General features: G+C 49.6%; 16 protein-coding genes and 1 pseudogene. 11 read left to right on the forward strand and 6 right to left on the reverse strand.

Annotation, left to right across the window (positions count from 1 at the left end; translation table 11 throughout):
- Positions 1–456 (forward strand): annotated as a pseudogene (locus AACS05_RS10200) (amino acid permease); the annotation flags it as partial.
- Positions 457–476: 20 nt separating this feature from the next.
- Here AACS05_RS10200 and AACS05_RS10205 read toward each other — a convergent pair.
- Together AACS05_RS10205 and AACS05_RS10210 are read right to left on the reverse strand one after the other, a co-directional pair.
- Positions 477–1175: a cache domain-containing protein gene (locus AACS05_RS10205; protein WP_045442326.1), complete on the reverse strand. Its 699-nt coding sequence runs from the start codon at positions 1173–1175 to the stop codon at positions 477–479.
- Positions 1176–1199: 24 nt separating this feature from the next.
- Complete coding sequence (locus AACS05_RS10210; RefSeq protein WP_045442328.1) at positions 1200–1925, reverse strand: FadR/GntR family transcriptional regulator; 726 nt, start codon at positions 1923–1925, stop codon at positions 1200–1202.
- 292 nt (positions 1926–2217) lie between these two features.
- On the opposite strand from AACS05_RS10210, the gene AACS05_RS10215 reads away from it, so the two are divergent.
- The 4 genes from AACS05_RS10215 (at position 2218) to AACS05_RS10230 (ending at position 7294) form a co-directional block, all read left to right on the forward strand.
- Positions 2218–3645, forward strand: a complete 1428-nt coding sequence (locus AACS05_RS10215) for a gamma-aminobutyraldehyde dehydrogenase (RefSeq protein WP_045442330.1) — start codon at positions 2218–2220, stop codon at positions 3643–3645.
- Positions 3646–3656: 11 nt separating this feature from the next.
- The gene (locus AACS05_RS10220) at positions 3657–4130 is read left to right on the forward strand and encodes an ester cyclase (RefSeq protein WP_045442332.1); all 474 of its coding nucleotides are present in this window, start codon (positions 3657–3659) and stop codon (positions 4128–4130) included.
- Between the two features lie 80 nt (positions 4131–4210).
- Entirely contained in the window at positions 4211–6103 is a 1893-nt protein-coding gene (locus AACS05_RS10225; protein ID WP_045442335.1) for a flavin monoamine oxidase family protein, read from the forward strand.
- A gap of 3 nt (positions 6104–6106) precedes the next feature.
- Positions 6107–7294, forward strand: a complete 1188-nt coding sequence (locus tag AACS05_RS10230; protein ID WP_045442338.1) for a c-type cytochrome — start codon at positions 6107–6109, stop codon at positions 7292–7294.
- 53 nt (positions 7295–7347) lie between these two features.
- Here the strand turns inward: AACS05_RS10230 and pdxR are convergent, their stop codons facing one another.
- A complete protein-coding gene (gene pdxR, locus AACS05_RS10235) occupies positions 7348–8820 on the reverse strand; it encodes a MocR-like pyridoxine biosynthesis transcription factor PdxR (RefSeq protein ID WP_045442340.1) in 1473 nt (490 codons plus the stop codon).
- Positions 8821–8926: 106 nt separating this feature from the next.
- Here pdxR and puuE point away from each other — a divergent pair, with 106 nt between their 5' ends.
- The 4 genes from puuE (at position 8927) to AACS05_RS10255 (ending at position 13205) form a co-directional block, all read left to right on the forward strand.
- Positions 8927–10192 (forward strand): 4-aminobutyrate transaminase, encoded by a 1266-nt coding sequence (gene puuE / locus AACS05_RS10240; protein ID WP_045442343.1) that lies wholly within the window; start codon positions 8927–8929, stop codon positions 10190–10192.
- A 217-nt stretch (positions 10193–10409) separates the two neighbouring features.
- On the forward strand, positions 10410–11465 hold the full coding sequence (locus AACS05_RS10245) for an ABC transporter substrate-binding protein (RefSeq protein WP_045442346.1): 1056 nt from the start codon (positions 10410–10412) through the stop codon (positions 11463–11465).
- Complete coding sequence (locus AACS05_RS10250; protein ID WP_045442349.1) at positions 11452–12456, forward strand: FecCD family ABC transporter permease; 1005 nt, start codon at positions 11452–11454, stop codon at positions 12454–12456. Before AACS05_RS10245 ends, AACS05_RS10250 begins: the two co-directional genes overlap by 14 nt.
- The gene (locus AACS05_RS10255) at positions 12453–13205 is read left to right on the forward strand and encodes an ABC transporter ATP-binding protein (RefSeq protein ID WP_045442351.1); all 753 of its coding nucleotides are present in this window, start codon (positions 12453–12455) and stop codon (positions 13203–13205) included. Before AACS05_RS10250 ends, AACS05_RS10255 begins: the two co-directional genes overlap by 4 nt.
- On the opposite strand, the gene AACS05_RS10260 is transcribed toward AACS05_RS10255, so the two are convergent.
- The 3 genes from AACS05_RS10260 to AACS05_RS10270 form a co-directional block, all read right to left on the reverse strand.
- Positions 13174–13914: a substrate-binding domain-containing protein gene (locus tag AACS05_RS10260; RefSeq protein WP_045442354.1), complete on the reverse strand. Its 741-nt coding sequence runs from the start codon at positions 13912–13914 to the stop codon at positions 13174–13176. The two genes, AACS05_RS10255 and AACS05_RS10260, sit on opposite strands and share 32 nt — an antisense overlap.
- A gap of 100 nt (positions 13915–14014) precedes the next feature.
- Positions 14015–15622, reverse strand: a complete 1608-nt coding sequence (locus AACS05_RS10265) for an FAD-NAD(P)-binding protein (protein WP_045442356.1) — start codon at positions 15620–15622, stop codon at positions 14015–14017.
- A gap of 98 nt (positions 15623–15720) precedes the next feature.
- Positions 15721–17244 (reverse strand): EAL domain-containing protein, encoded by a 1524-nt coding sequence (locus tag AACS05_RS10270; RefSeq protein WP_045442358.1) that lies wholly within the window; start codon positions 17242–17244, stop codon positions 15721–15723.
- A gap of 269 nt (positions 17245–17513) precedes the next feature.
- Between AACS05_RS10270 and dgcJ the strand changes: the two genes are divergently transcribed.
- Positions 17514–19031 carry a diguanylate cyclase DgcJ gene (gene dgcJ / locus AACS05_RS10275; RefSeq protein ID WP_223306986.1) on the forward strand — a complete coding sequence of 506 codons (1518 nt, stop codon included), beginning with the start codon at positions 17514–17516 and terminating at the stop codon, positions 19029–19031.
- 136 nt (positions 19032–19167) lie between these two features.
- Positions 19168–20190, forward strand: a complete 1023-nt coding sequence (locus AACS05_RS10280) for a hypothetical protein (protein ID WP_045442360.1) — start codon at positions 19168–19170, stop codon at positions 20188–20190.
- Positions 20191–20379 lie beyond the last annotated feature (189 nt).

Below are 20379 nucleotides of genomic sequence, written 5' to 3' on the forward strand. Positions count from 1 at the left end.
ATTTCCAAAAATGGCGTACCGGATAATGCCATGGTTGTTAGCTGCTTACTGCCGGTGATCATTTGTATCTGGGTTTATTTTCAGCCGGATAATCTGTCGCGCATTACCGCGTTTGCCGTCATCGGTATTTACATTTCGTTCCAGATGGTGGTGCTGGCCGCGTTGCGTCAGCGTCTGAAGGGCTGGAAACCAGCGGGTGAGTGGACCATAGGTGGTTGGGGGACTCTCGTCAACGTGCTGGCGTTAGCCTATGGGCTGTGTGGTATCTGGCTGCTGGCGCAGCCTGCCGACAGCAGCGACTTCATTGATCGTTGGACGGTGTTGTTTGGTCTGGCGATTGTCGTGGGCTCAGGGCTGGTCTATATGTTCCTGACCCGTCCGTTCGGTCGCTCCGCTGCGCCTGAAAATGATGCTATTGCCTACGCAAACAAGCTAACTATGGGGCAGGACAACTGAAAACAAGGGCCTTCGGGCCCTTAGTTTTGATAGTGATAAAGGATAAAGTAGTCGCTCTGATAAACAAGGGTGGTGTTCGTCGGCGACAACAATTCACCTACGCGATAACGCGGCCAACTGGAGAAAATAATTCTGTTTTCCAGATTCGTCAGAATCACATAATCAGGCTGGGGGCAGGAAAGCAATTCAGCTTCAATCTGGCTGACCAGCAGATCGACGGCGGCGACACCAAGAAACTGATCATTGAAGTAGACGGGTACAGCTGACGTCAGTGTGTAAGAGATGTTGCAAATATAATCGACATACGGGCCGTGAATATAAGCTTCGCCGGCTGGTGGGGAGTGTTTAAACCACTCGAACGTTCTGAAATCCAGCCGCTGCTGTGTGGCCTGATCCAAATCCAGATTTGCCTGACTCAAACCATTATCTTTTTTATACCACCATTCCAGATGCCAGTACTCTCTCGTTGTCGGCGTGCTCTCAATATGGCTGGCGAATCCGGCACCGGAGCAATAGTGATTGTCATTGAGTGTACGTTTAATGTGCTGCTGAACGGTTGCTCTTACAGCAGGGTCGAGGACCACCTCCGCTGAGCCTTTTTGCACACCGGCAATAGCCTCATGGATACTCCTCGCCAGCGCAACGGTAGAATCTACGGTAGAAGCAGTAATATCATCAATTTTACGGATTAATGCGCTTAAGGATGTCGAAGAGGTCATTGTCTGTCCTGCCTTCACTGATTGTTAATTCGAATTATATTTCAGCTTTTTTTCTATAAGGTAATAGGTAAATGTGTTGATAATCTGCGTGGCGAACTGTACGGATTCCACCTCGTTATGGGCAGCCAGCGCGTCGGCCAGCGCCGCATAGAGCGCAATAATTTCTGCATGAATATTGCCAGAGCGATAAAGTATGGCAACCAGTGAGGCCCATTCAGCCTGAACCTGCAATTCCTGATTGGCCAGCCGCGCCGAATGAGAACTGGCTGCTATTGCCAGCAGGCAACGCATATCGGCCTGTGTCATTAATTCTGGCGAATCCGCTTTTCTTAACACCTCGACAAACTCGCGAAATTTAGAGATATCGGCACCGGTCATACGCCTGGAAGCGAGTCTTGCGCTGTGGCTAATAATAGCGCAATGCATTTCCCCTAAATCGGAAAGGTAATCTGTACTGATCGATTTGAACGGATGCAGGGCGCTATTTTTGCCGTCGATGTTTTCGCAAACAAAACTCCCGCCATTGCGACCACGAATCGTATGGATAAGATTATTAGCCCGAAGCGTGTTTAATGCTTCTCTGATTGTGATATGTGAGACACCCATCATCTTTGCCAGATCGGTTTCGTTTGGGAGCTGCTCTTTTGGCTCCAGTAATCCCGTAATAATGGCGTTCGAAAGGCGCTGCACTATCTGGTCAGAACGACTGACCTGCCCGATAGGCGCAAATATGACCGCATGAGTAATCATAATCTTTTCTGCACTCAATTCCCTGAAACAACGACCATTTCTAACACAAGCCCGTCAGGCAAGGAAGGTCAGAATGGTCGCGTTATTTTACATGCCCGCGCGTGATGCCATTGCACAGACGGATGCGTGTTCCGATAGCGTCAACTGGTGATGAATTGCCTCTCACTTGTAAATGTAAAATATAAGTTAAAAATGCGAGGCTTATCATAGTGTCAATGTTGCGCATTTGAAAAAGTTTTACAATATATATATTACATAAGATTCTTTATGTATTAAATGGCAGGAGATACGCATGAAAACCCTGAAGCACTTTATTAACGGGCAATATGTCGCGGGTAGCACAGATGAAACCTTTGAACTGGTGAGTCCGGTTGATGGTGAAACGTACGCATTATCTCCCAACGGCAGTGCGGTTGAGGTGGATCTTGCTTACTCGGCGGCGGCAGCAGCGTTTAGTATCTGGAAAAAATCGACGCCCGCGCAGCGGCAAAAAGCGCTTCTGGCGCTGGCTGATGAAATAGAACGAAACGTAGAACGTCTGGCGAGGGCGCAAAGCCAGGAAACTGGTCAACTGCTGCATTTTATTGAGAAAGAGGAAATAGCCGCTTCATGCGATGCAATTCGCTTTTTCGCCGGTGCAGCACGCTGTCTTGAGGGAAAGGCCGCCGGAGAATATTCCACCGGTTTTACCTCTACTATTCGTCGTGAACCGCTGGGTATTGTCGGGCAAGTCACACCGTGGAATTACCCGTTTATGATGGCGGTGTGGAAGATTGCTCCGGCGCTGGCGGCGGGTAACACAGTAGTACTAAAACCGAGTGATACCACCCCGGTCAGTACGTTGCTGCTGGCGGAACTGGCTGCACCACTGTTCCCGAAAGGAGCATTTAACGTGGTATTGGGAAAAGCCAATACTGGTTCGCTGGTGGTTTCTAACCCAACGGCTTCACTGGTTTCTATTACCGGTTCCGTCCGTGCGGGTTTGCAGGTCGCGGCATCTGCGGCTGCAAACCTGACTAAAGCCCATCTGGAACTTGGCGGAAAAGCACCTGCCGTCGTTTTTGCCGATGCGAACATAGACAAGGCTATTGACGCGATCACCACGGCGGGCTTTTTCAATGCCGGTCAGGATTGCACGGCCGCCACGCGTATTCTGGTGGAGCAGTCCATCTACCCTGCGTTTCTGGAAAAACTGATCCAAAAAACAAAGCAGATAAAATTTGGCCCTCCTGAAGACCAGGAGGCTCTGTATGGCGCGCTGAACAGCCGAAATCAGCTTGAGCAGGTAAAAGGCTTTATTGCACGTCTGCCAGCACATGCAAAAGTTGAAACGGGTGGAAGAGCAGGAGCAGGGCCGGGTTTCTACTTTGAACCGACCATCATCTCTGGCCTGCATCAGCATGATGAAGCCATCCAACACGAAGTGTTTGGTCCGGTGGTGGCCATTCAGCCGTTCTCAACTGACGAAGAGGCGCTGGACAAGGCCAATGATGTTGAATACGGCCTGGCTGCCAGCGTCTGGACCAGCAACCATGGTCGCGCGCAACGTTTCAGCATCGATCTTGATTTTGGCACGGTGTGGATTAACAGCCATATTCCGCTGTGTGCTGAAATGCCACACGGCGGCTTCAAAAAGTCGGGTTACGGAAAAGATCTCTCTTCTTATTCTCTCGATGAATATACCCGTGTGAAACATATCATGACCGATATTTCTGAATAGCAGGTAATGTGATGAAAACATTGAAAATAGCTGTGCTTTCACTGGTGATGTTCTCGGGCCTGAGCATGGCGGCAAGTACCTCGCTGAGTACTGTGAAAGAGTATATGGCGGCATGGAATGCGCACAATGCGCAACTTGCTGCACAGTACCTGGCAAATGACGTGGTTTATTACGATGCAGCGGCGGGTGAGCCGGTAAACGGCAGAGAAAACGCCGAGAAAGAGGTCATCGGGGCATTTATAAAAGCGGTTCCTGATTTAACCTGGAAAATGATTGGTAAGCCCGTTTATGACGAGGATACCGTCGCTTTCCGGTGGGAATTTTCAGGCAAAAACAGCGGTGAATGGGCCGGAAGTCCGGCAACAAATAATCCGATCAAATTTGAAGGTGTCAGCTATATTCATGTTAAAGCAGGAAAAATTACCTGGCAGGGTGATTATTATGATTCGAAAAAACTGGATGAAGAACTGAAGCCAGTGAAGTAGTCGATTGTCTCTCCCTCAAAAAAGAGGGGGAGACTCTGATTTTTTTAGGGCAGTGTGCAAGTGGCAAAAGGACAAAGTTAATGGCAATTACCAGACGTGATTTTCTCAACGGCGTGGCGGTCACTATCGCTGCGGGACTGACTCCTCTGGATCTGGTCAGGGCGGCAGGAAATGGCAACGAATTCATTAATGGAAGTTATTATCCGCCTGCGTTGACGGGTCTGCGGGGTAATCATCCAGGTTCGTTCGAGATGGCTCATGCATTGGGCCGTGAGCATAAACGTTTTGACTTAAACGCTCTCCCCATCGAGGAGGAGTACGATCTGGTTATCGTCGGCGGCGGCATTAGCGGGCTGGCTGCCGCGTGCTTCTGGCGTGAACTCGCCGGGCAGAGCAGCAGGATCCTTATCCTCGACAACCATGATGATTTTGGCGGGCACGCCAAACGTAACGAATTTAATTCCGCGGGCAAAAAACTTCTTGGCTATGGCGGCAGCGAGTCATTTCAGTCACCAGCGCACAATTTTAGCCCCGTGGTCCAAAAACTGATGGAGACAGTTGGCGTTAGTGCTACGCGTCTGAAAGACAGTTTTGACGTGAATTTCTACCCTGACTGGCAACTTAGTCGCGGCGTATTTTTCGACAAAAAGAATTTTGGTGAGACCAAAATAGTCAGTGGCGATCCGGGGCGGGCCGTCTCCGATGATATTCCACCGGACAGACTTAATGGGCGAAATATCGAAGCGTTTATCAACGACTTTCCATTAAGTGAAAGTGACCGAAAGGCGCTCATCGACCTGCATGTGCGCCCGGTCGATTATCTTCAGGGCATGACGGTGGACGAAAAAAGCGACTGGATGGATGCCCACAGCTACAGTGAATTCCTTGCAACAAAAGTCGGATTGAGCAAAATGGCGCTGCTCTATTTTCAGCAGCGTTCCAATGATTTCTTTGCTATTGGTATCGAGGGAATTTCCTGCAGTGATGCCAGAGCCTGCGCACTACCTGGTATGGAGGCATTAGGGTTACCGCCACTGGACGGGGAGTCGCTGGCCGATCTCGAAGAGCCATATGTCTATCATTTCCCGGACGGCAATGCCGGTCTGGCGCGACTACTGGTCAGACACCTGCTGCCCGACGCGCTGCCAGGCAATTCAATGGAAGATTCAGTCCTCGCAAGGCTGCATTACGAAAAGCTGGACCAGCCGGAAAATACAACCCGTCTGCGCCTGAACAGTACCGTGATCAACGCGGCGAACGTGCCGGACGGCGTTGCCATAACCTGGTTACGTGATGGCAAGATGCATCGCGTTCGCGGTAAGAATGCCATCATGGCGGGCTATAACATGATGATCCCATACATTGTGCCTGAAACGCCGGAACAGCAAAAAGCAGACCTCAAACTGAACGTAAAAGCACCGCTTGTGTACACCAACGTGGTGGTCAAGAACTGGAATGCGTTTAAGCAGCTTGGTGTGCATGAGTTTTACTCTCCCGCTGCGCCTTACAGTCGGGTGAAGCTCGACTATCCGGTTAGTATCGGAGGTTACCAGCATCCGGCGACACCGGACGATCCAATGGTTATTCATATGGTCTATGTGCCTACTTATCCGGGCAGTAATCTGTCAGCCAGGGAACAGTTCCGCCTGGGGCGGGCATGGTTACTTGGTACCACGTTTGCGGCGCATGAAGAAATGATTCGCGCCCAGTTGCAGGAGATGTTTGGTTCTACGGGTTTTGATAATCAACGGGATATTTCAGCCATTACGGTTAACCGTTGGGCGCATGGTTATGCGTATTACCCCACGTCGCTGTTCGATGATATGGACAAAATGCCCGAGATTATTGACCGGGCGCGTAAACCAGTCGGTCGAATTGCCATTGCTAACTCGGATTCTGACTGGAGTGCTTATGCGCATGCTGCGATCGATCAGGCATGGCGTGCGGTCAACGAACTCAAGGATATGGGGTGATCTATGCGTAACGTAACCTTTCTTATCGCTTGTTTATTTAGCGTCGGTGTCTCTGCTGCTGAATCTAACGGTGAGTACATCGCGCGAATTTCTGACTGTGTGGCATGTCACACCGCTGAGGGCGGAGCGGCGATGGCGGGGGGCAAAAAGTTTCCCACGCCCGTTGGCGATATTTATTCGACGAATATTACCCCCGACAAGACCCACGGTATTGGCAACTACTCTTACGACGAGTTTGAAAAAGCGGTGCGCCAGGGTATTGCCAAAGACGGTCATCCACTTTATCCGGCGATGCCTTATCCGTCTTATGCGAAGCTTTCCGATGAGGATGTTCAGGCGCTGTACACCTATTTTATGCATGATGTCACCTCATCTGCAGAACCCAATAAAGAGAACGCCATCCCCTGGCTCCTCTCGGCCCGATGGCCGCTGCATATCTGGAACTGGTTGTTTACCGACGCACCTGAGAGCAAAAAAGCGGATGTAAATACTGAGCTGGTCAATCGGGGGGCTTATCTGGTTGAAGGGCCTGGTCACTGCGGTTCGTGTCATACCCCAAGGGGGATAGCGATGCAGGAAAAAGCGTACACCAGTAGCGATGATGAATACCTGAGCGGCGCGATGATCGACGGCTGGTACGCACCATCACTCAGAGGGACCGCCTTGTCAGAGCAGGAGTTAACGTCGCTGTTACTGACAGGAAAAAGCAAACATGCCGCGGTTTCAGGATCAATGGCCGAGGTTGTGAGTCAGAGTACTCAGTATCTGACGGATGATGACGCTGCGGCGATAGCGCAGTATTTGCTGAGTCTGAAGCGCGATAAGGCTGCCCCGGCGCGCCCGACGGCTACGTGGTCAAATTCGCCTGAAGCGGGCAAGGTTGTCTATAACCGCTATTGCTCAACCTGTCACGGCCTGGAAGGCAAAGGAACGGATGATAATGTGCCTTCTTTGATCAAAAACCCGCTGGTCATGATTGACGATCCGACCCCGCTGTACAGAGTGATTACGCAGGGGGCGGAAACACCCACGACGCGGGGAAATGTCTCCTTCAAAATGCCAGCGTATGAGGGAATGATGACTAAGGGTGAAATGCGCGACGTTATCAACTATGTGCGTAAAAGCTGGGGCGAAGGTAATGGCGAGATAACTCAGGAGGATCTGGCCGGACTTAAAAAAGCCACACACTAGCAGAACGCCGGATGGGGGGGCAAACCTCATCCGGTGTACAAATCCGACGTTCGTCAGCTATGGGCTTTAATAATCCCGGCCAGTCTGGAAAACGCCGATGCCATCTCATGTTCTTCAATGCTGGCAAATCCCAGCAACAGACCGCGGTGTTTCTCTTCACTGATGTAATACCGCGACAGCGGCCGAACCAACAAACCTTCGGCATTTGCCAACCGTGCAATGGCAACGTCATCGCTATCGGCTGGCAACTGTAAAATCAGATGCAGCCCGGCGTTACTGTTGAAGGAGCCCAGATAATGTTCACCGAGCATCCTGGTGATCAGTTCAACCAGCATATGGCGACGGCGGCTGTAGAGCTGACGCATTTTGCGGATATGGGCCGCGTAGTAACCCTCTTTAATAAACTCAGCCAGCGCGGCCTGAATCAGAAGATGACCACCGCGATAGAGGTCAGTGTGAACTTTCTTCAGTGGGGTAGCGAGTGCCCGGGGCAGGACGACATAACCGAGTCGGAGTGCGGGATAAAGTGTTTTGCTGAACGTGCCGATGTAAATGACTGGACTCTCTTCCTCCAGTCCCTGTAATGACGGAATGGGCTGACCCGAGAAGCGAAACTCACTGTCGTAATCATCTTCCACTATCCAGCTTCGTGTTTCACGCGCCCGAAAGAGGAGCTGCCGCCGCCGGCTGAGGCTCATTACCGAACCGAGGGGATATTGGTGTGACGGTGTCACAAAAATCAGTTTCGGCGCAACCTCTGATGCTCCTGGCGGAACCATACCTTGTTCATCAACGGGGATCGCCGAAAAGTTAACAGCGTTGATACGCAGAATGTTTTTTATTCCCCAGTAGCCAGGTTCTTCAATCCAGACGTTATCACCTGGGTCACACAGAGTGCGGGTCACCAGATCCAGCGCCTGATGAATGCCTTCGGTGATCAGTATCTGTTCGGGAGAGCATCTGACGCCGCGCGCGGTACGCAGGTAATCGGCCAGCGCCTCTTTCAGCTCACTTACGCCGCCTGTAGCATCGTAGGTAAGAAACTCCGGGCGCAACCGTCTTGCCAGCCGGTCCTGAATCTTTTTGAGCGTGCGGTGAGGAAAATACTGCACGTCAGGTACGCCGGGGATAAAAGGTCCCCACTGTCGGGGGCTCGCGCTGGCGTAACCCAGCAGTTCAAGACAACGGGCTGATAAGCTGGTGTGGTCTTCTTGCGCGGGTGAGGTGGGTTCCCTGTCGGTGCGCAGGTTGAGATTATCCAGTACGCTGTCAGTAACAAACGTCCCGCTGCTGGTGCGTGCAGAAATATACCCCTCGGCCTGTAACTGCTCATATACCCGTAATACGGTGTTGCGAGATAGCGCCAGCTCACTAGCCAGATCCCGCGAAGGGGGCATGCGGGTTGCTGGTTTCAGGTTACCTTCAAGAATACAACTGCAGATGGCGGCATACAGACGACGATGAAGCTTTTCGTCAGTCTGCTGGCTAAATGCTTGCTTGATCACATCTCCGGCAAGTGAACGCATTTGGATCCTTAAAATAAAACGATTTGGCTCTCGATTAAAGTACCAGATGGCGTCTAAATTTAAAGGGTAATTCAACCCGGATATGTTTATGGACAAGGTGTAGATAATGAACAATAAAAACCTGCAACAACGTCGTTTGGATGCCACCCCGCGTGGCGTAGGTGTGATGTGTGATTTTTTCGCTCAGTCAGCGGAAAACAGCACAATTACCGATATCGAAGGCAATCAATATATTGATTTCGCTGCCGGAATTGCCGTGCTGAATACCGGACACCGTCATCCTCGTATGGTGCAGGCAGTCGAGGCTCAGCTTCAGGCTTTTACTCACACGGCATACCAGATAGTCCCGTACGAGAGCTATGTTTCTCTGGCTGAGAAAATCAATGCAGTTGCGCCTGTTGATGGGCCGCGTAAAACCACATTCTTTACTACCGGAGCAGAGGCGGTAGAAAACGCGGTTAAAATTGCCCGCGCACACACAGGTCGGCCGGGTGTTATCGCCTTTGGCGGCGGTTTTCACGGACGCACATACATGACCATGGCACTTACCGGTAAGGTCGCGCCGTATAAAAAAGGATTCGGTCCGTTCCCTGGATCTGTTTACCATGCGCCTTATCCTTCTGAACTACAGGGTATTTCCACCGCAGATTCGGTTAAAGCAATTGAGCGGCTGTTTAAAGCTGACATTGACCCCAGCCAGGTGGCGGCGATTATTTTCGAACCCGTGCAGGGCGAAGGGGGATTTGTTGTAGCTCCGCCTGAATTTGTCGCGTCTATCCGTCGCATCTGTGATGAGCACGGCATTGTGATGATTGCCGATGAGGTGCAAAGTGGTTTTGCCCGTACGGGTGAGTTGTTCGCTATGGATCACTACGATCATAAAGCTGACCTGATGACCATGGCGAAAAGTCTTGCTGGTGGTATGCCGCTGTCAGGTGTGGTCGGTAAGGCCGAGATTATGGACGCACCAGCGCCGGGTGGTTTGGGCGGCACCTATGCCGGAAACCCGTTGGCTGTGGCAGCGGCCCACGCGGTGCTTGATATTATTCATGATGAACAACTGTGCCAGCGTGCAGAAGCACTTGGTGAGCAACTGCGTGCGGCCCTGAACGATGCTCGTGCAGGGTGTCCGGAGTTGGCCGAAGTACGCGGATTAGGCTCAATGATTGCTGCTGAATTTTGTGATGCAACAACGAAGGAGCCAAGCGCTGCCGTCGCGCAACGTGTGCAGAAGAAAGCGCTTGAGCAGGGGTTACTGCTGTTAACCTGCGGTCAATACGGCAACGTGATCCGCTTCCTCTATCCGCTGACTATTCCGCAAGATCAGTTCGCCAAAGCGTTAGATATCATCAAAATGGCCATTAAATCGTAATATCTGACGAGCAGTACGCACGCAGGCCGACGGTAGTGATTGCCGTCGGCTTTTCTTTTATCGCCGTTAAGTCCAGCGTGACGTAACACGATCCTGTCTGTTTCACGTCATAAATTGATCTTCATCTTTTGAATGGCTCGATTTATAGATAATGGGTTGCCAGTCACATCGTTATATAATTTAATGCATATCGTTTTTTCCTTTCCAGATGGTATCTATGTTAACTCTTCGTTCTTTTGTGCTGGTTTGTGCCAGCCTGTTGTTTGCGTTTTCCGCGCAGGCAGACCGCAGTGTCACCGATCAGCTAGGCCGTCAGGTCACGTTACCAGACCACGTCGATAAGGTGGTTGTGCTGCAACACCAGACGCTGAATATTCTGGTTCAGTTGGATGCTCAACAGTCAATTGTTGGTGTCATGTCGAGCTGGAAAAAACAGCTTGGCCCTGAGTTTGCCCGCTTTATGCCAACGATTACCTCATTGCCAACGCCTGGCGATCTCACCAGCGTGAATATTGAAAGTTTGCTGGCGATTCATCCGCAGGTGGTGTTCGTTGCCAACTATGCGCCAGCGGAGATGATCCAGCAGATCCAGAATGCCGGTATTCCGGTGGTGGCTATCTCGTTACGCCAGGATATTGACGGGCAACAGAACAAAATGAACCCGACAATGGCCGACGAGGAACAGGTCTATAACGAAGGGTTAAAGCAGGGCATTCGGCTGATTGCTGATGTGGTTGGGCGCAAATCCCAGGCTGAATCGCTGATTAACTACGTTTTTGCGGCGAGGGAAAAATTTAATGCACCGGTCGCTAATATTCCTGAAGCGCAAAAAGTCCGTATCTATATGGCTAACCCCGATCTCATGACCTATGGTTCCGGGAAGTACACCGGGCTGATGATGCAGCACGCTGGCGGGCTAAACGTTGCGGCTGCGAGTGTTAAAGGGGCGCGGCAGGTTTCGCTTGAGCAGGTATTACAGTGGAACCCGCAGGTCGTTTTTGTTCAGGATCGCTATCCGCAGGTGGTGGCTGAGATCCAAAACGATCCCAACTGGCAGGGAATTGATGCGGTGAAAAACCATCGTGTCTGGCTGATGCCTGAATACGCTAAAGCCTGGGGATATCCGATGCCGGAAGCACTGGCGATTGGTGAGTTATGGATGGCAAAAAAACTCTACCCGGATGCCTATAAAAACGTGAATGTTGATGCGCAGGCGCAGGAGTACTACCAACGTTTTTATCGTGTGAACTGGCAGCCTGATGCTGGTAAGTAAGCGCATTTTATCCTGGCAACCGATCCTCATAACGGCTGTGCTGTTGCTGGGAGTGGGCTCGCTGTGTCTTGGACATTATCCATTGTCATTGGGCGATGTGTTTTATCAGCTTAGCCATTATTCCGACACTCAGGGCATTGCAAATCAGGTCATCTGGACTGTCAGACTTCCGCGTATTCTGATGGCATTGTTAGCGGGGGGAGCCCTTGGGCTGTGTGGCGCCACCTTGCAAGGGGTGTTTCATAACCCGTTGGTTGACCCACATATTATTGGGGTAACTTCCGGTTCAGCTTTTGGCGGCACGCTGGCTATTCTGCTCGGGCTGGATCCGTGGCTGATGATGGGCTCAACGTTCTTCTTCGGTCTGGCAGCCTTAATCCTGGTGTACGCCATTGCCGCGCTCCAGGGACTGGAGAATACGCTTGTTCTGATCCTGTCAGGTATCATTTTGAGTGGTTTTTTTGCGGCACTGGTGAGTCTGATTCAATATCAGGCCGATACCGAAGAAACATTGCCTAATATTGTGTTCTGGCTACTGGGTAGTTTTGCGACGGCCAACTGGCATAAAGTGCTGATGCTGACCGTTCCGGTCAGTATCGCGGCGACAATTTTGTACCAGTTGCGCTGGCGGATAAACCTGTTATCACTCAATGATAAAGACGCTAAAGCGCTCGGCGTGGCGGTGATTCCTCTGCGACGCAGTGTGCTGGTCTGCTGCGCGTTTTTAGTCGCGGCACAGGTATCTGTCAGCGGCAGCATTGCCTGGGTTGGGCTGGTTATTCCGAATCTGGCGCGACTGCTGGTGGGTGTCGATCATCGTCGATTACTTCCCTGCGCCTTCTGGTTGGGGGGCGGTTTTATGATTGCTGTAGATGATATTGCGCGTACCTTGATGTCGGCGGAAATACCTCTGGGGATCATTACCGCATTGCTCGGTGCGCCGCTATTTGCCTTTTTGTTAATTCAGTCCAGTCGTCGGGGAAAACGATGAAATCTGCGGCTCTGTATGTTGATCACCTGGCATATGGTTACCAAACGCCGTTATTTGAGCCACTCACATTTCGTTGTGAGAAAGGTGATATATGGGCCGTACTGGGGCGTAATGGGTTGGGGAAAAGCACTCTGCTGGACACGTTAACCGGTACGTTGCCTGCGCTTGGTGGAAGTATAGAAAGTGAAGGTGGAACCGGGATTGTCGCTCAGCATTCCCATCTACCATTTCCCTATACGGTGAGTGATGTCGTGCTTATGGGGCGAGCACAACATGTGAAGCTGTTTGCCCAACCCCGTCATCAGGACAAGCAACGGGCGGCTGAGGCGCTGGAACAGTTAAACATTGCGCATCTTGCTGCGTGTTCGTTTAGCTCGCTCTCCGGTGGGCAGCAACAGCTGGTGATGATCGCCAGGGCACTGGTAACCGATTGCCAGACGTTGTTGCTTGATGAACCCTGTTCCGCACTGGATTTAGCCAATCAGCAGGTAGTGTTGCAACTCATCAGCGATCTGGCCCATCGACAAGAATGCTGTATTCTCTTTTCCACTCACGATCCGCTGCATGCACTGCAAATAGCAACCCATACGCTGTTGCTGTTACCGCAGGGGAAATGGCTTGCCGGTCCTACAGACAGCGTTGTGACGGAAGATAATCTGTACAGGGCTTATGGATTGCCGCTGCGAAAATTAAGCCTGGAAAATCATCCGACGCCGTTTATTGCGCCCCTGTTTGCGATCCATCGCTGAGGGGTAAAAATCCGGCGGCGGTTAAAAATTCCTGACCGCCGCTGGTGAGAATAAATTCAACCAACGCCATGACCTCCTTAGACGCGTCGAGAATGGCAAGCTGATATTCGCACTGAACGTTGTGTTCTGGCGGGATTGCAACACAACGGACATCGGGCTGCCCACACAGCGTTTTCGCATAGTGCGCGTAACCAATGAACAGATCGGCAAATCCCTGACGAATAACCCATGCGCTGGCCAGTTCGCCTTTTGGCACGTTGAGACTGTCGCGACCTCCAACCAGCGCAGTGGCGCGTTCGCGCAGTTGTTGCCCAAGACCCGCTTCAAGCAAATCCAGCTTCTCGAAAAAGGCCCAGGTATAATCGCCACAGGGATCGCATCCGGGGGTTGATGTACCGATACGCAGGGTGGGGTCACGCAGCAAATCCAGCCATTCGCCGGGACGAGCGGTGGTAAGACTCAGTTGATTACGGCTAAACGTCTGTACGGATACGGCTTTACGACTGGACAGTAACTGTTGGGGATGTGCTCGATTTGCCGAAGCAAAAAGTGCGCACGGTTCACCGGCCTCAATTCGCTCCCGCAATAAACCTGCCGGGCCATATTCAACAGTGAAATCTATTCCGCTCAGGCGGGTGAAATGGCTTATCAGCGGGGTTAATGCCGGCCGTAAACTGCCAGCAGCAAAGAGGGGAACAGAAGCGGACATAAGATCAGATCTCTGTGATAAAGAAGATGGTGGAGACAACTATACCTGCTTACCACCTCGCGATAATGCTTCTTTTGATGGTAATAGCAGTGTGTTTTAGTCATGTCTCATAGAACGGCAAACGTCGACGAAAACGGACTGCCGGTTGCACAATAGCTTTCGCAATACAGTCGCCTATTTCCGCGCAGGCAGTAAGACCTTGTACGAACGGTTGATCGTGCATCAGCCAGGGAATGGCGGCAAGTGCAATACGACCACGAACAATATCCGGTGCCTGCAAGGTGTAGTCTTCACCGACATCCGGTAATTCCTCGCCTGTGGACTGAAGCTGTTTTCGTAACGTCGGAAATGGCAGATCTTTTGTTTTTAGTGGTTTTTGTCCTCTGGCGTCGATAAACACGTCAAATTTATACGCCTTATCGTTAGCGGAGATCACGGTTGCTGCACCTTGTTGCTCCAGCTGGTAATCCGGGCCGAGGGCGAGAATACTCACTATCCCGGCTTCACGCAGTGCCAGTAATCTGCGAATTGACTGTGAGGGGATGGCGGCATAATTATCGATAAAGACGCGCGCAAGTCCGTTGTTGAAGCGTTTTCTGTCCTTCTCATTGAGCGAGGGAACAATCTCCTGCACGGCCTCATGCAAGCGAAGAATAGTGTAGCGCCAGGCGACAGTTCGTCGGTCACGCTTATTACGCTCAACTTCTTCAAGGTTAGTTTCGGCCCACTGAAAAGGGTCGTGTTTTTTGCGTGCGGCAAACCAGGCCTGCGTAAAACTGTCCGCATTGAGCGATGACAGAGCGATCTGTTGGCTCCATACAGGGTCAGTATGTTCAATTTCTTTTACTATCAGCGCAAAGACCCGGTCGAGCAGGCCTTCTGAGCCGTCGGCTATCTGTTTTTCCAGTGCTTGCCCGGTAACAAAACACAGCGGTTCATAGGGGATAGGGCAGTAAAAATCGGCTTCCGGTAAAATGCCAGAGCGGGACATGAGTACAATGTGCAGATCCCGACTTTTGTCATCTTTTTCGAAGCGAATATGCTGCCCGTTATAGGACACAAATTTGCCATGCTGCGCCACGACAGCCATTGCCGCATCAAGAGCGCTCAAAGACGTGCCCATTATCCCTATCTGGCATGCCGGGATTTCTGCATCCATCAGACCGGTCCACGGGCTGGGAAAAAAGGTGCGAGTTAGCGTCTCCTCATCAGGCCAAACGTGCCCCGTTGCTATGACGGCGAGGTCAAATAGTTCAGGTGCAGCCTGCTCAGTGCAAACAACAATGCCCTCCGCTGTTGCCTGGATGTCGTTTACCAGGCTGGATTCATTCACTTTGATATTAAACCCCTGTCTTTCCGCCAGGCTGACAAGTTGTAAAAACTGGTCACGGAAATATTCACCAAGAAGAATGCGCGGCAGAAACTGGCGGACGTGCAGTGAGCCATGTTCAACGCCATAACGCGCTAAATGTGCTTCACTTTGCTGGCGTAACCAGTCGATATAGGGCGAGATAATGGGGGGAATTTCAATGCTGGCGATATTTGCCAGCATCATCCTTGAATTTTCTTCGTCGCTGTAGGGCATACCAACCCCGGCTTCTTTGGCTTGTTCATAGAGGGTAATTGACAGCGGTGTTTGATGCTTAAGCAGCGCGAATAACGTATAAATACCAGTAGGTCCCGCACCAACGATTGCTATCTTTTTCATCATTCTCCGCCTGTTTTTATTTAAACCTTTCGAATAATGCTGTTTGCTATGCCTGTGTTGAATCAGTGACATAGAATTACAGTTAATCGCTTATACGTTTACTCGACAATCACCTTAGCTCTGGCTTTTGACAGCAGAATTTTGACCAGTCCGGTGAAGGTTACCGGTTTGTAGAAATAGTAGCCCTGCAGGAAGGTAATGTTATTTTGGTTCAGGTAGTCGAGTTGCTCTTTCGTTTCGACCCCTTCGGCGACAATGCTTAACGACAGTTTACGAGCCAGATCCAGCACACAATCCAAAATGCGGGTTGAATCCGGATCGGCATTTACTCTACCAACGAAACTCTGGTCAATTTTAATATAATCAATATGCAGATCATGAAGATAAGAAAGTCCTGAATAGCCGGTGCCGAAATCATCCAGGGCAATTACGAAACCATTTTCGTGCAGGACATTAAGTCGCTGAACGAGGTGTTCATCCACATGTAAGGGTTCACGTTCGGTTACTTCAATAACCAGATGTAAATCATTTCGTCTGAAACTGTCCCTGTATTTCAGACACTCCTCAACAAATGTGGGGGAGGTGATATGGGATGCACTAAAGTTAATCCCGACATGAAATCCCTCGGGCAACTTACTGGCAATGACATTCATCTGCGTCACGACCTGTGTCATCAGACTTTGAGTCAGGGGAATTATCAGACCGGATTTTTCGGCAACTGGAATGAATGACGCCGGGGAGATATATCCGGCTCTCGGGTGTTTCCATCTGGCTAATACTTCAACACCGCGCAGCGTCAACGTTTTGCCGTTAACGATCGGTTGATAAAAAGGTACGATCTCTCCGTTGCTGATTGCTTTGCGTAACGTCTCTTCAGGCGTCGCATTCTTGTTCAAATATTTTTCCAGTGCGTAAGCCGCGATACCGGATATCAGCAGGATGAATATCAGTATGCCTGAACCTTTAGTGACCAGTCTGGCTAAGCTGAACAGCGGCGGTTGATTGTAAATTATACTGTAATGATATTTAGCCGAGTCAATTCGCCCGGTTAGTGGCGTATTTGCGTCTATTGTTGCCACATCTCCCGACAGGCCGATGGTGTTATTTCCCACGAGTAGTGAATACGCAACCCTCTTCAACGGAACATTCAGCGCTCCGCGAATATGCTGATCGCTGATGGTGACCAGAATACGGCTCGTTGCAAAAAGTGTCTGGTATAGCAGTACGGGCAGGCCGTTGACGGTGTTTTTGGCGGGTGCCAGCAGTAAGTTTGTTTCAGGCACAACGGGAATGTGGGTCAATAACACGCGATTACCCGGCAGCGATGAACACCATACTGCCCCATTTTTGATGATAAGAATGGTCCGCAGGTGAGGCTTCAGAGCAGCTTCTGTGCCGAGCTGATATTGTTCTTCCAGATCGCAACCCTTCACGACGATGTCCTTAGCCGTTTTGGTCGCCAGAGTAGCCTCATCGAGTATATTGTTTATGTTGTTTTCTGCATATTTAGCGCCAGCAAGGCTATCGGCCCTTGATGAATACCAGAGCTGAATATTCAGGACAGAAACGCCGAAAACAAAAAGACACGCTGCGAGTGTTAGAGGAAGCAGTATGCTGCGCATTGTCGTGTCCTCGGCCAAAAGACGTAATCTCTGGGGATGAGTGGCTCGCTTAACTGACGAGTAGGCAAAGCATGGTAGACAGAATAAAAAATATCCATAACCCCATCGACATTTCTACTCTATTTCTTATCGTTTGAGTTATGTATCACGCGGCCATCGTGCCGGATTGACAGCGCCACGCTGTGTTGTACCTATCCGCAGGCCACGAGGGATGGATTGATGCTATACTTGAGCTTATTTCTTGGAGGTACAACAAGGAGTTAGCCATTTTGTCGAGACAAAAATATATTAGTGCGATTATCTTGACTGTGGTTTGTACCACCTTAGTGTTCATCGCGCTGGCCGTGCATGAAGCGCGAAATTTACAGAATTATATGGGATATGTCGCTGAAAATGGCAAATCGGCACTATTCCATGAAGAGTCAATTAATCAGAATATCGCCAGTCGGCTTTCGCGGGAATTCTATTCCAGAACATCCTCCGATAACCTTACCGATAGTGAACTGGCAGAGATCTGTCGACATGTAGAAAACGAGGGCAACATCTACGGGTTTAACCTTCTGTCTAAAACTATGAAAAACCTTGAAGGGACCTTACAGACTCAGAATAAAACGTGTACAGAGTGGGGGCGTGATATTGGCGCGATGTCCATAATTCAAAGTCCAGGGAGTACGGTCTCACAAAAGTACAGTTTTTCAAACTATACCGGCTATGCTTTCAGGAATATCAGATACTACATAGATCTTTCACATAACTATATTTACATCAATAAACTGGTTAATACCCGTGACTATACCTTTAGTAACTGGTTAGTTAATAATGGTCGCAGCATTAATATCGCGCGTAGCGCACATACTATTACCATCGATGAGAACGCTCTGGATGACCTGATACGAGGGGAAAGCATTGTGTCTCATATTTACCAGGATGGTTATACTCAAAATAATATTATCAGCATGCTTACTCCAGTGTTCCTGGGAGATAAAGTGAAAGGCATTCTGATTACAGATATCAATATTAACGATCTTATCGTTTCATTCGAAACAGTTGACCGGCCGTTGCTATGGAAATTCCTGTCTCTGTATGTTACGGATAATGCAACCGGTGCGAATATTATTTTTCATAACCCGGATCTCAAATCTTTTGGTTTGATCAGTTACCAGGACAAAATCACCCAGTATTACACTCTCCATGTCAAACTGGATGCTATCTACGTCATCATCGCTAATCTGTGGCTATTTATTTTGTATGTTCTGGGGACCTGGACATTATGCCGATATGCGCATAAGCAGTTAATCAGACAGGAATCGCTTTCGCGGGATAACGTGACGGATGTGATGACTGGCCTGTATAACAGAAAAGTTATTACACCTGAACTTGAGCAAAAAATACGCGCGCTCGTTGATCGCAACATCCCTGTCACGATCATCGCGATTGACAGCGATGGACTCAAAAAAATAAATGATACGCTTGGCCACCATATGGGTGATAAAGCGATACAGGCACTGGGTTTGGCGCTGGGAAATACTATTCGTAAAAGTGATTATGGCATACGGCTGGGGGGGGATGAGTTCTGCCTGGTTCTTATTGATTATTCACTGAATAAGTCGCGTGATGTTATCGATCGCGTGCAGGAACAATTGCTCACTATTGATCGCGATAAACTGGTGGCGTTCTCCTGGGGAGCGCACCAGATGCAGCCAGGCGATACGCTTGAAGTTGCAATGTTGAAAGCGGACGAATTACTGTATCAACACAAACGTAGCAAATATGCGGAACGCCGATAGTGATGGGTGATAAATACCGTTTTCGTAGGCTGTGTAAAGGGCAAGGAAGCGACTGATTTCGACGTGATAACTCACCATAATCGCTTCTCTTTTTTATCGTAAAGTAGTGCTAACGCTACTAATTTGCAGGTTTTTTATGGCTATTATTTCCCCTAAATATCAACGTGCATACCAGCGAGAATACGAAAAAGAGGCTGTAAAAAATGCCCTTGTCTGGATGAGCATGAATGACTATTTAGCGGAGTGCCTGGCTATTCATGATGAGTGCCACGAAGGTTATTCCCTTCATGAGCAGGTAAGTTCATGGCTTTTTATGCTTCGCATGAAAGGTAAGCCAGAGTTATTGGGGTACAAAACCGCGATACAGTCAAAGGACATGGAACTTCTACATTCAGCCCTGCGTCAGTCTGCCATGGTCAGGCACGTGACGTTGGGTGTGGATTCCGGATGCGATCACTGCATCAATATATGGACGACCCTGGATATTCTTGCCGCCGGCATGTTTTATCGTGTGTCACTTCTTTTACCTGAAAAGTGTGGTCTGAGTGACAATGGTCATCCTGTTACAATAGCGATTACCAATTTAGTTATGGCTTTATGGTACAAACGTACTGACTTTGAAACAGATGCAAGGGAAGGCGCAAAAAGGGTACTTGCGACTAAGCAGGCCACTCACGATCTCCTGGCTATTCGATACCTGATTGCACTTCTTGATGGAAACGTTGCCGAAGCGGGAACACTACTCGATCTATATTGTAAAAGTGTTCCACAAGTAAGGGAGTTTGGTGTCACTAAGCTCAATAAAATGTTCTGGCCATATGCACATGGGTTGTACAATCTTGCTTTTATTGTTTTAGGTCACGATAAAGCCAGCGCAATACCAAAACCAGCGTCGGATTGTTTCCTGAACGAATTGTCCGAGTGGCAATTCACCCATAATTATTGCTCCGGCTCGCTATTTTTTGAATATCCGCAGCCAGTTGGAATAATTAACTCAATTATCTCGTGTACGCCTCCAGAATGTTTTTTACATCAACCCGATCGGGATACAAGTAAAAATTATAAAGAAAAAAGATATCTGCATGCAGAGCATTTTGAACAACAGGTAATTAAAACAGTTCTGGATAACATGACAAATAAGTCCAGCATCGAGATATAACGGTCACTACAGGAGAACCTACAGGGGTTGATTTGTTGTAGTATTGTCGTGTTTTTTGCGGCGCATGTTTTAATGTTGACTTGTTTATAATTTAACTTTCAATTAATCAAATGCCCATTAATGGACATTTGTCGCGCTCCCTATCTGTTTCACAGGTAAGTATAATATTTTTATGCACGGCATCCTTCA

Source organism: Citrobacter sp. S-77, from assembly GCF_963864895.1.
Lineage (GTDB): Bacteria > Pseudomonadota > Gammaproteobacteria > Enterobacterales > Enterobacteriaceae > Citrobacter > Citrobacter murliniae.

Excerpts from the sequence above, each read along its gene's own strand:
- AACS05_RS10260 (WP_045442354.1), bottom strand. The coding sequence starts at position 13,914 with ATGTCCGCTTCTGTTCCCCTCTTTGCTGCTGGCAGTTTACGGCCGGCA.
- AACS05_RS10230 (WP_045442338.1), top strand. The coding sequence starts at position 6,107 with ATGCGTAACGTAACCTTTCTTATCGCTTGTTTATTTAGCGTCGGTGTC.
- AACS05_RS10250 (WP_045442349.1), top strand. The coding sequence starts at position 11,452 with ATGCTGGTAAGTAAGCGCATTTTATCCTGGCAACCGATCCTCATAACG.
- pdxR (WP_045442340.1), bottom strand. The coding sequence starts at position 8,820 with ATGCGTTCACTTGCCGGAGATGTGATCAAGCAAGCATTTAGCCAGCAG.
- AACS05_RS10280 (WP_045442360.1), top strand. The coding sequence starts at position 19,168 with ATGGCTATTATTTCCCCTAAATATCAACGTGCATACCAGCGAGAATAC.
- AACS05_RS10245 (WP_045442346.1), top strand. The coding sequence starts at position 10,410 with ATGTTAACTCTTCGTTCTTTTGTGCTGGTTTGTGCCAGCCTGTTGTTT.
- AACS05_RS10225 (WP_045442335.1), top strand. The coding sequence starts at position 4,211 with ATGGCAATTACCAGACGTGATTTTCTCAACGGCGTGGCGGTCACTATC.
- AACS05_RS10265 (WP_045442356.1), bottom strand. The coding sequence starts at position 15,622 with ATGAAAAAGATAGCAATCGTTGGTGCGGGACCTACTGGTATTTATACG.
- AACS05_RS10220 (WP_045442332.1), top strand. The coding sequence starts at position 3,657 with ATGAAAACATTGAAAATAGCTGTGCTTTCACTGGTGATGTTCTCGGGC.
- AACS05_RS10255 (WP_045442351.1), top strand. The coding sequence starts at position 12,453 with ATGAAATCTGCGGCTCTGTATGTTGATCACCTGGCATATGGTTACCAA.
- AACS05_RS10210 (WP_045442328.1), bottom strand. The coding sequence starts at position 1,925 with ATGATTACTCATGCGGTCATATTTGCGCCTATCGGGCAGGTCAGTCGT.
- AACS05_RS10215 (WP_045442330.1), top strand. The coding sequence starts at position 2,218 with ATGAAAACCCTGAAGCACTTTATTAACGGGCAATATGTCGCGGGTAGC.
- AACS05_RS10205 (WP_045442326.1), bottom strand. The coding sequence starts at position 1,175 with ATGACCTCTTCGACATCCTTAAGCGCATTAATCCGTAAAATTGATGAT.
- AACS05_RS10270 (WP_045442358.1), bottom strand. The coding sequence starts at position 17,244 with ATGCGCAGCATACTGCTTCCTCTAACACTCGCAGCGTGTCTTTTTGTT.
- puuE (WP_045442343.1), top strand. The coding sequence starts at position 8,927 with ATGAACAATAAAAACCTGCAACAACGTCGTTTGGATGCCACCCCGCGT.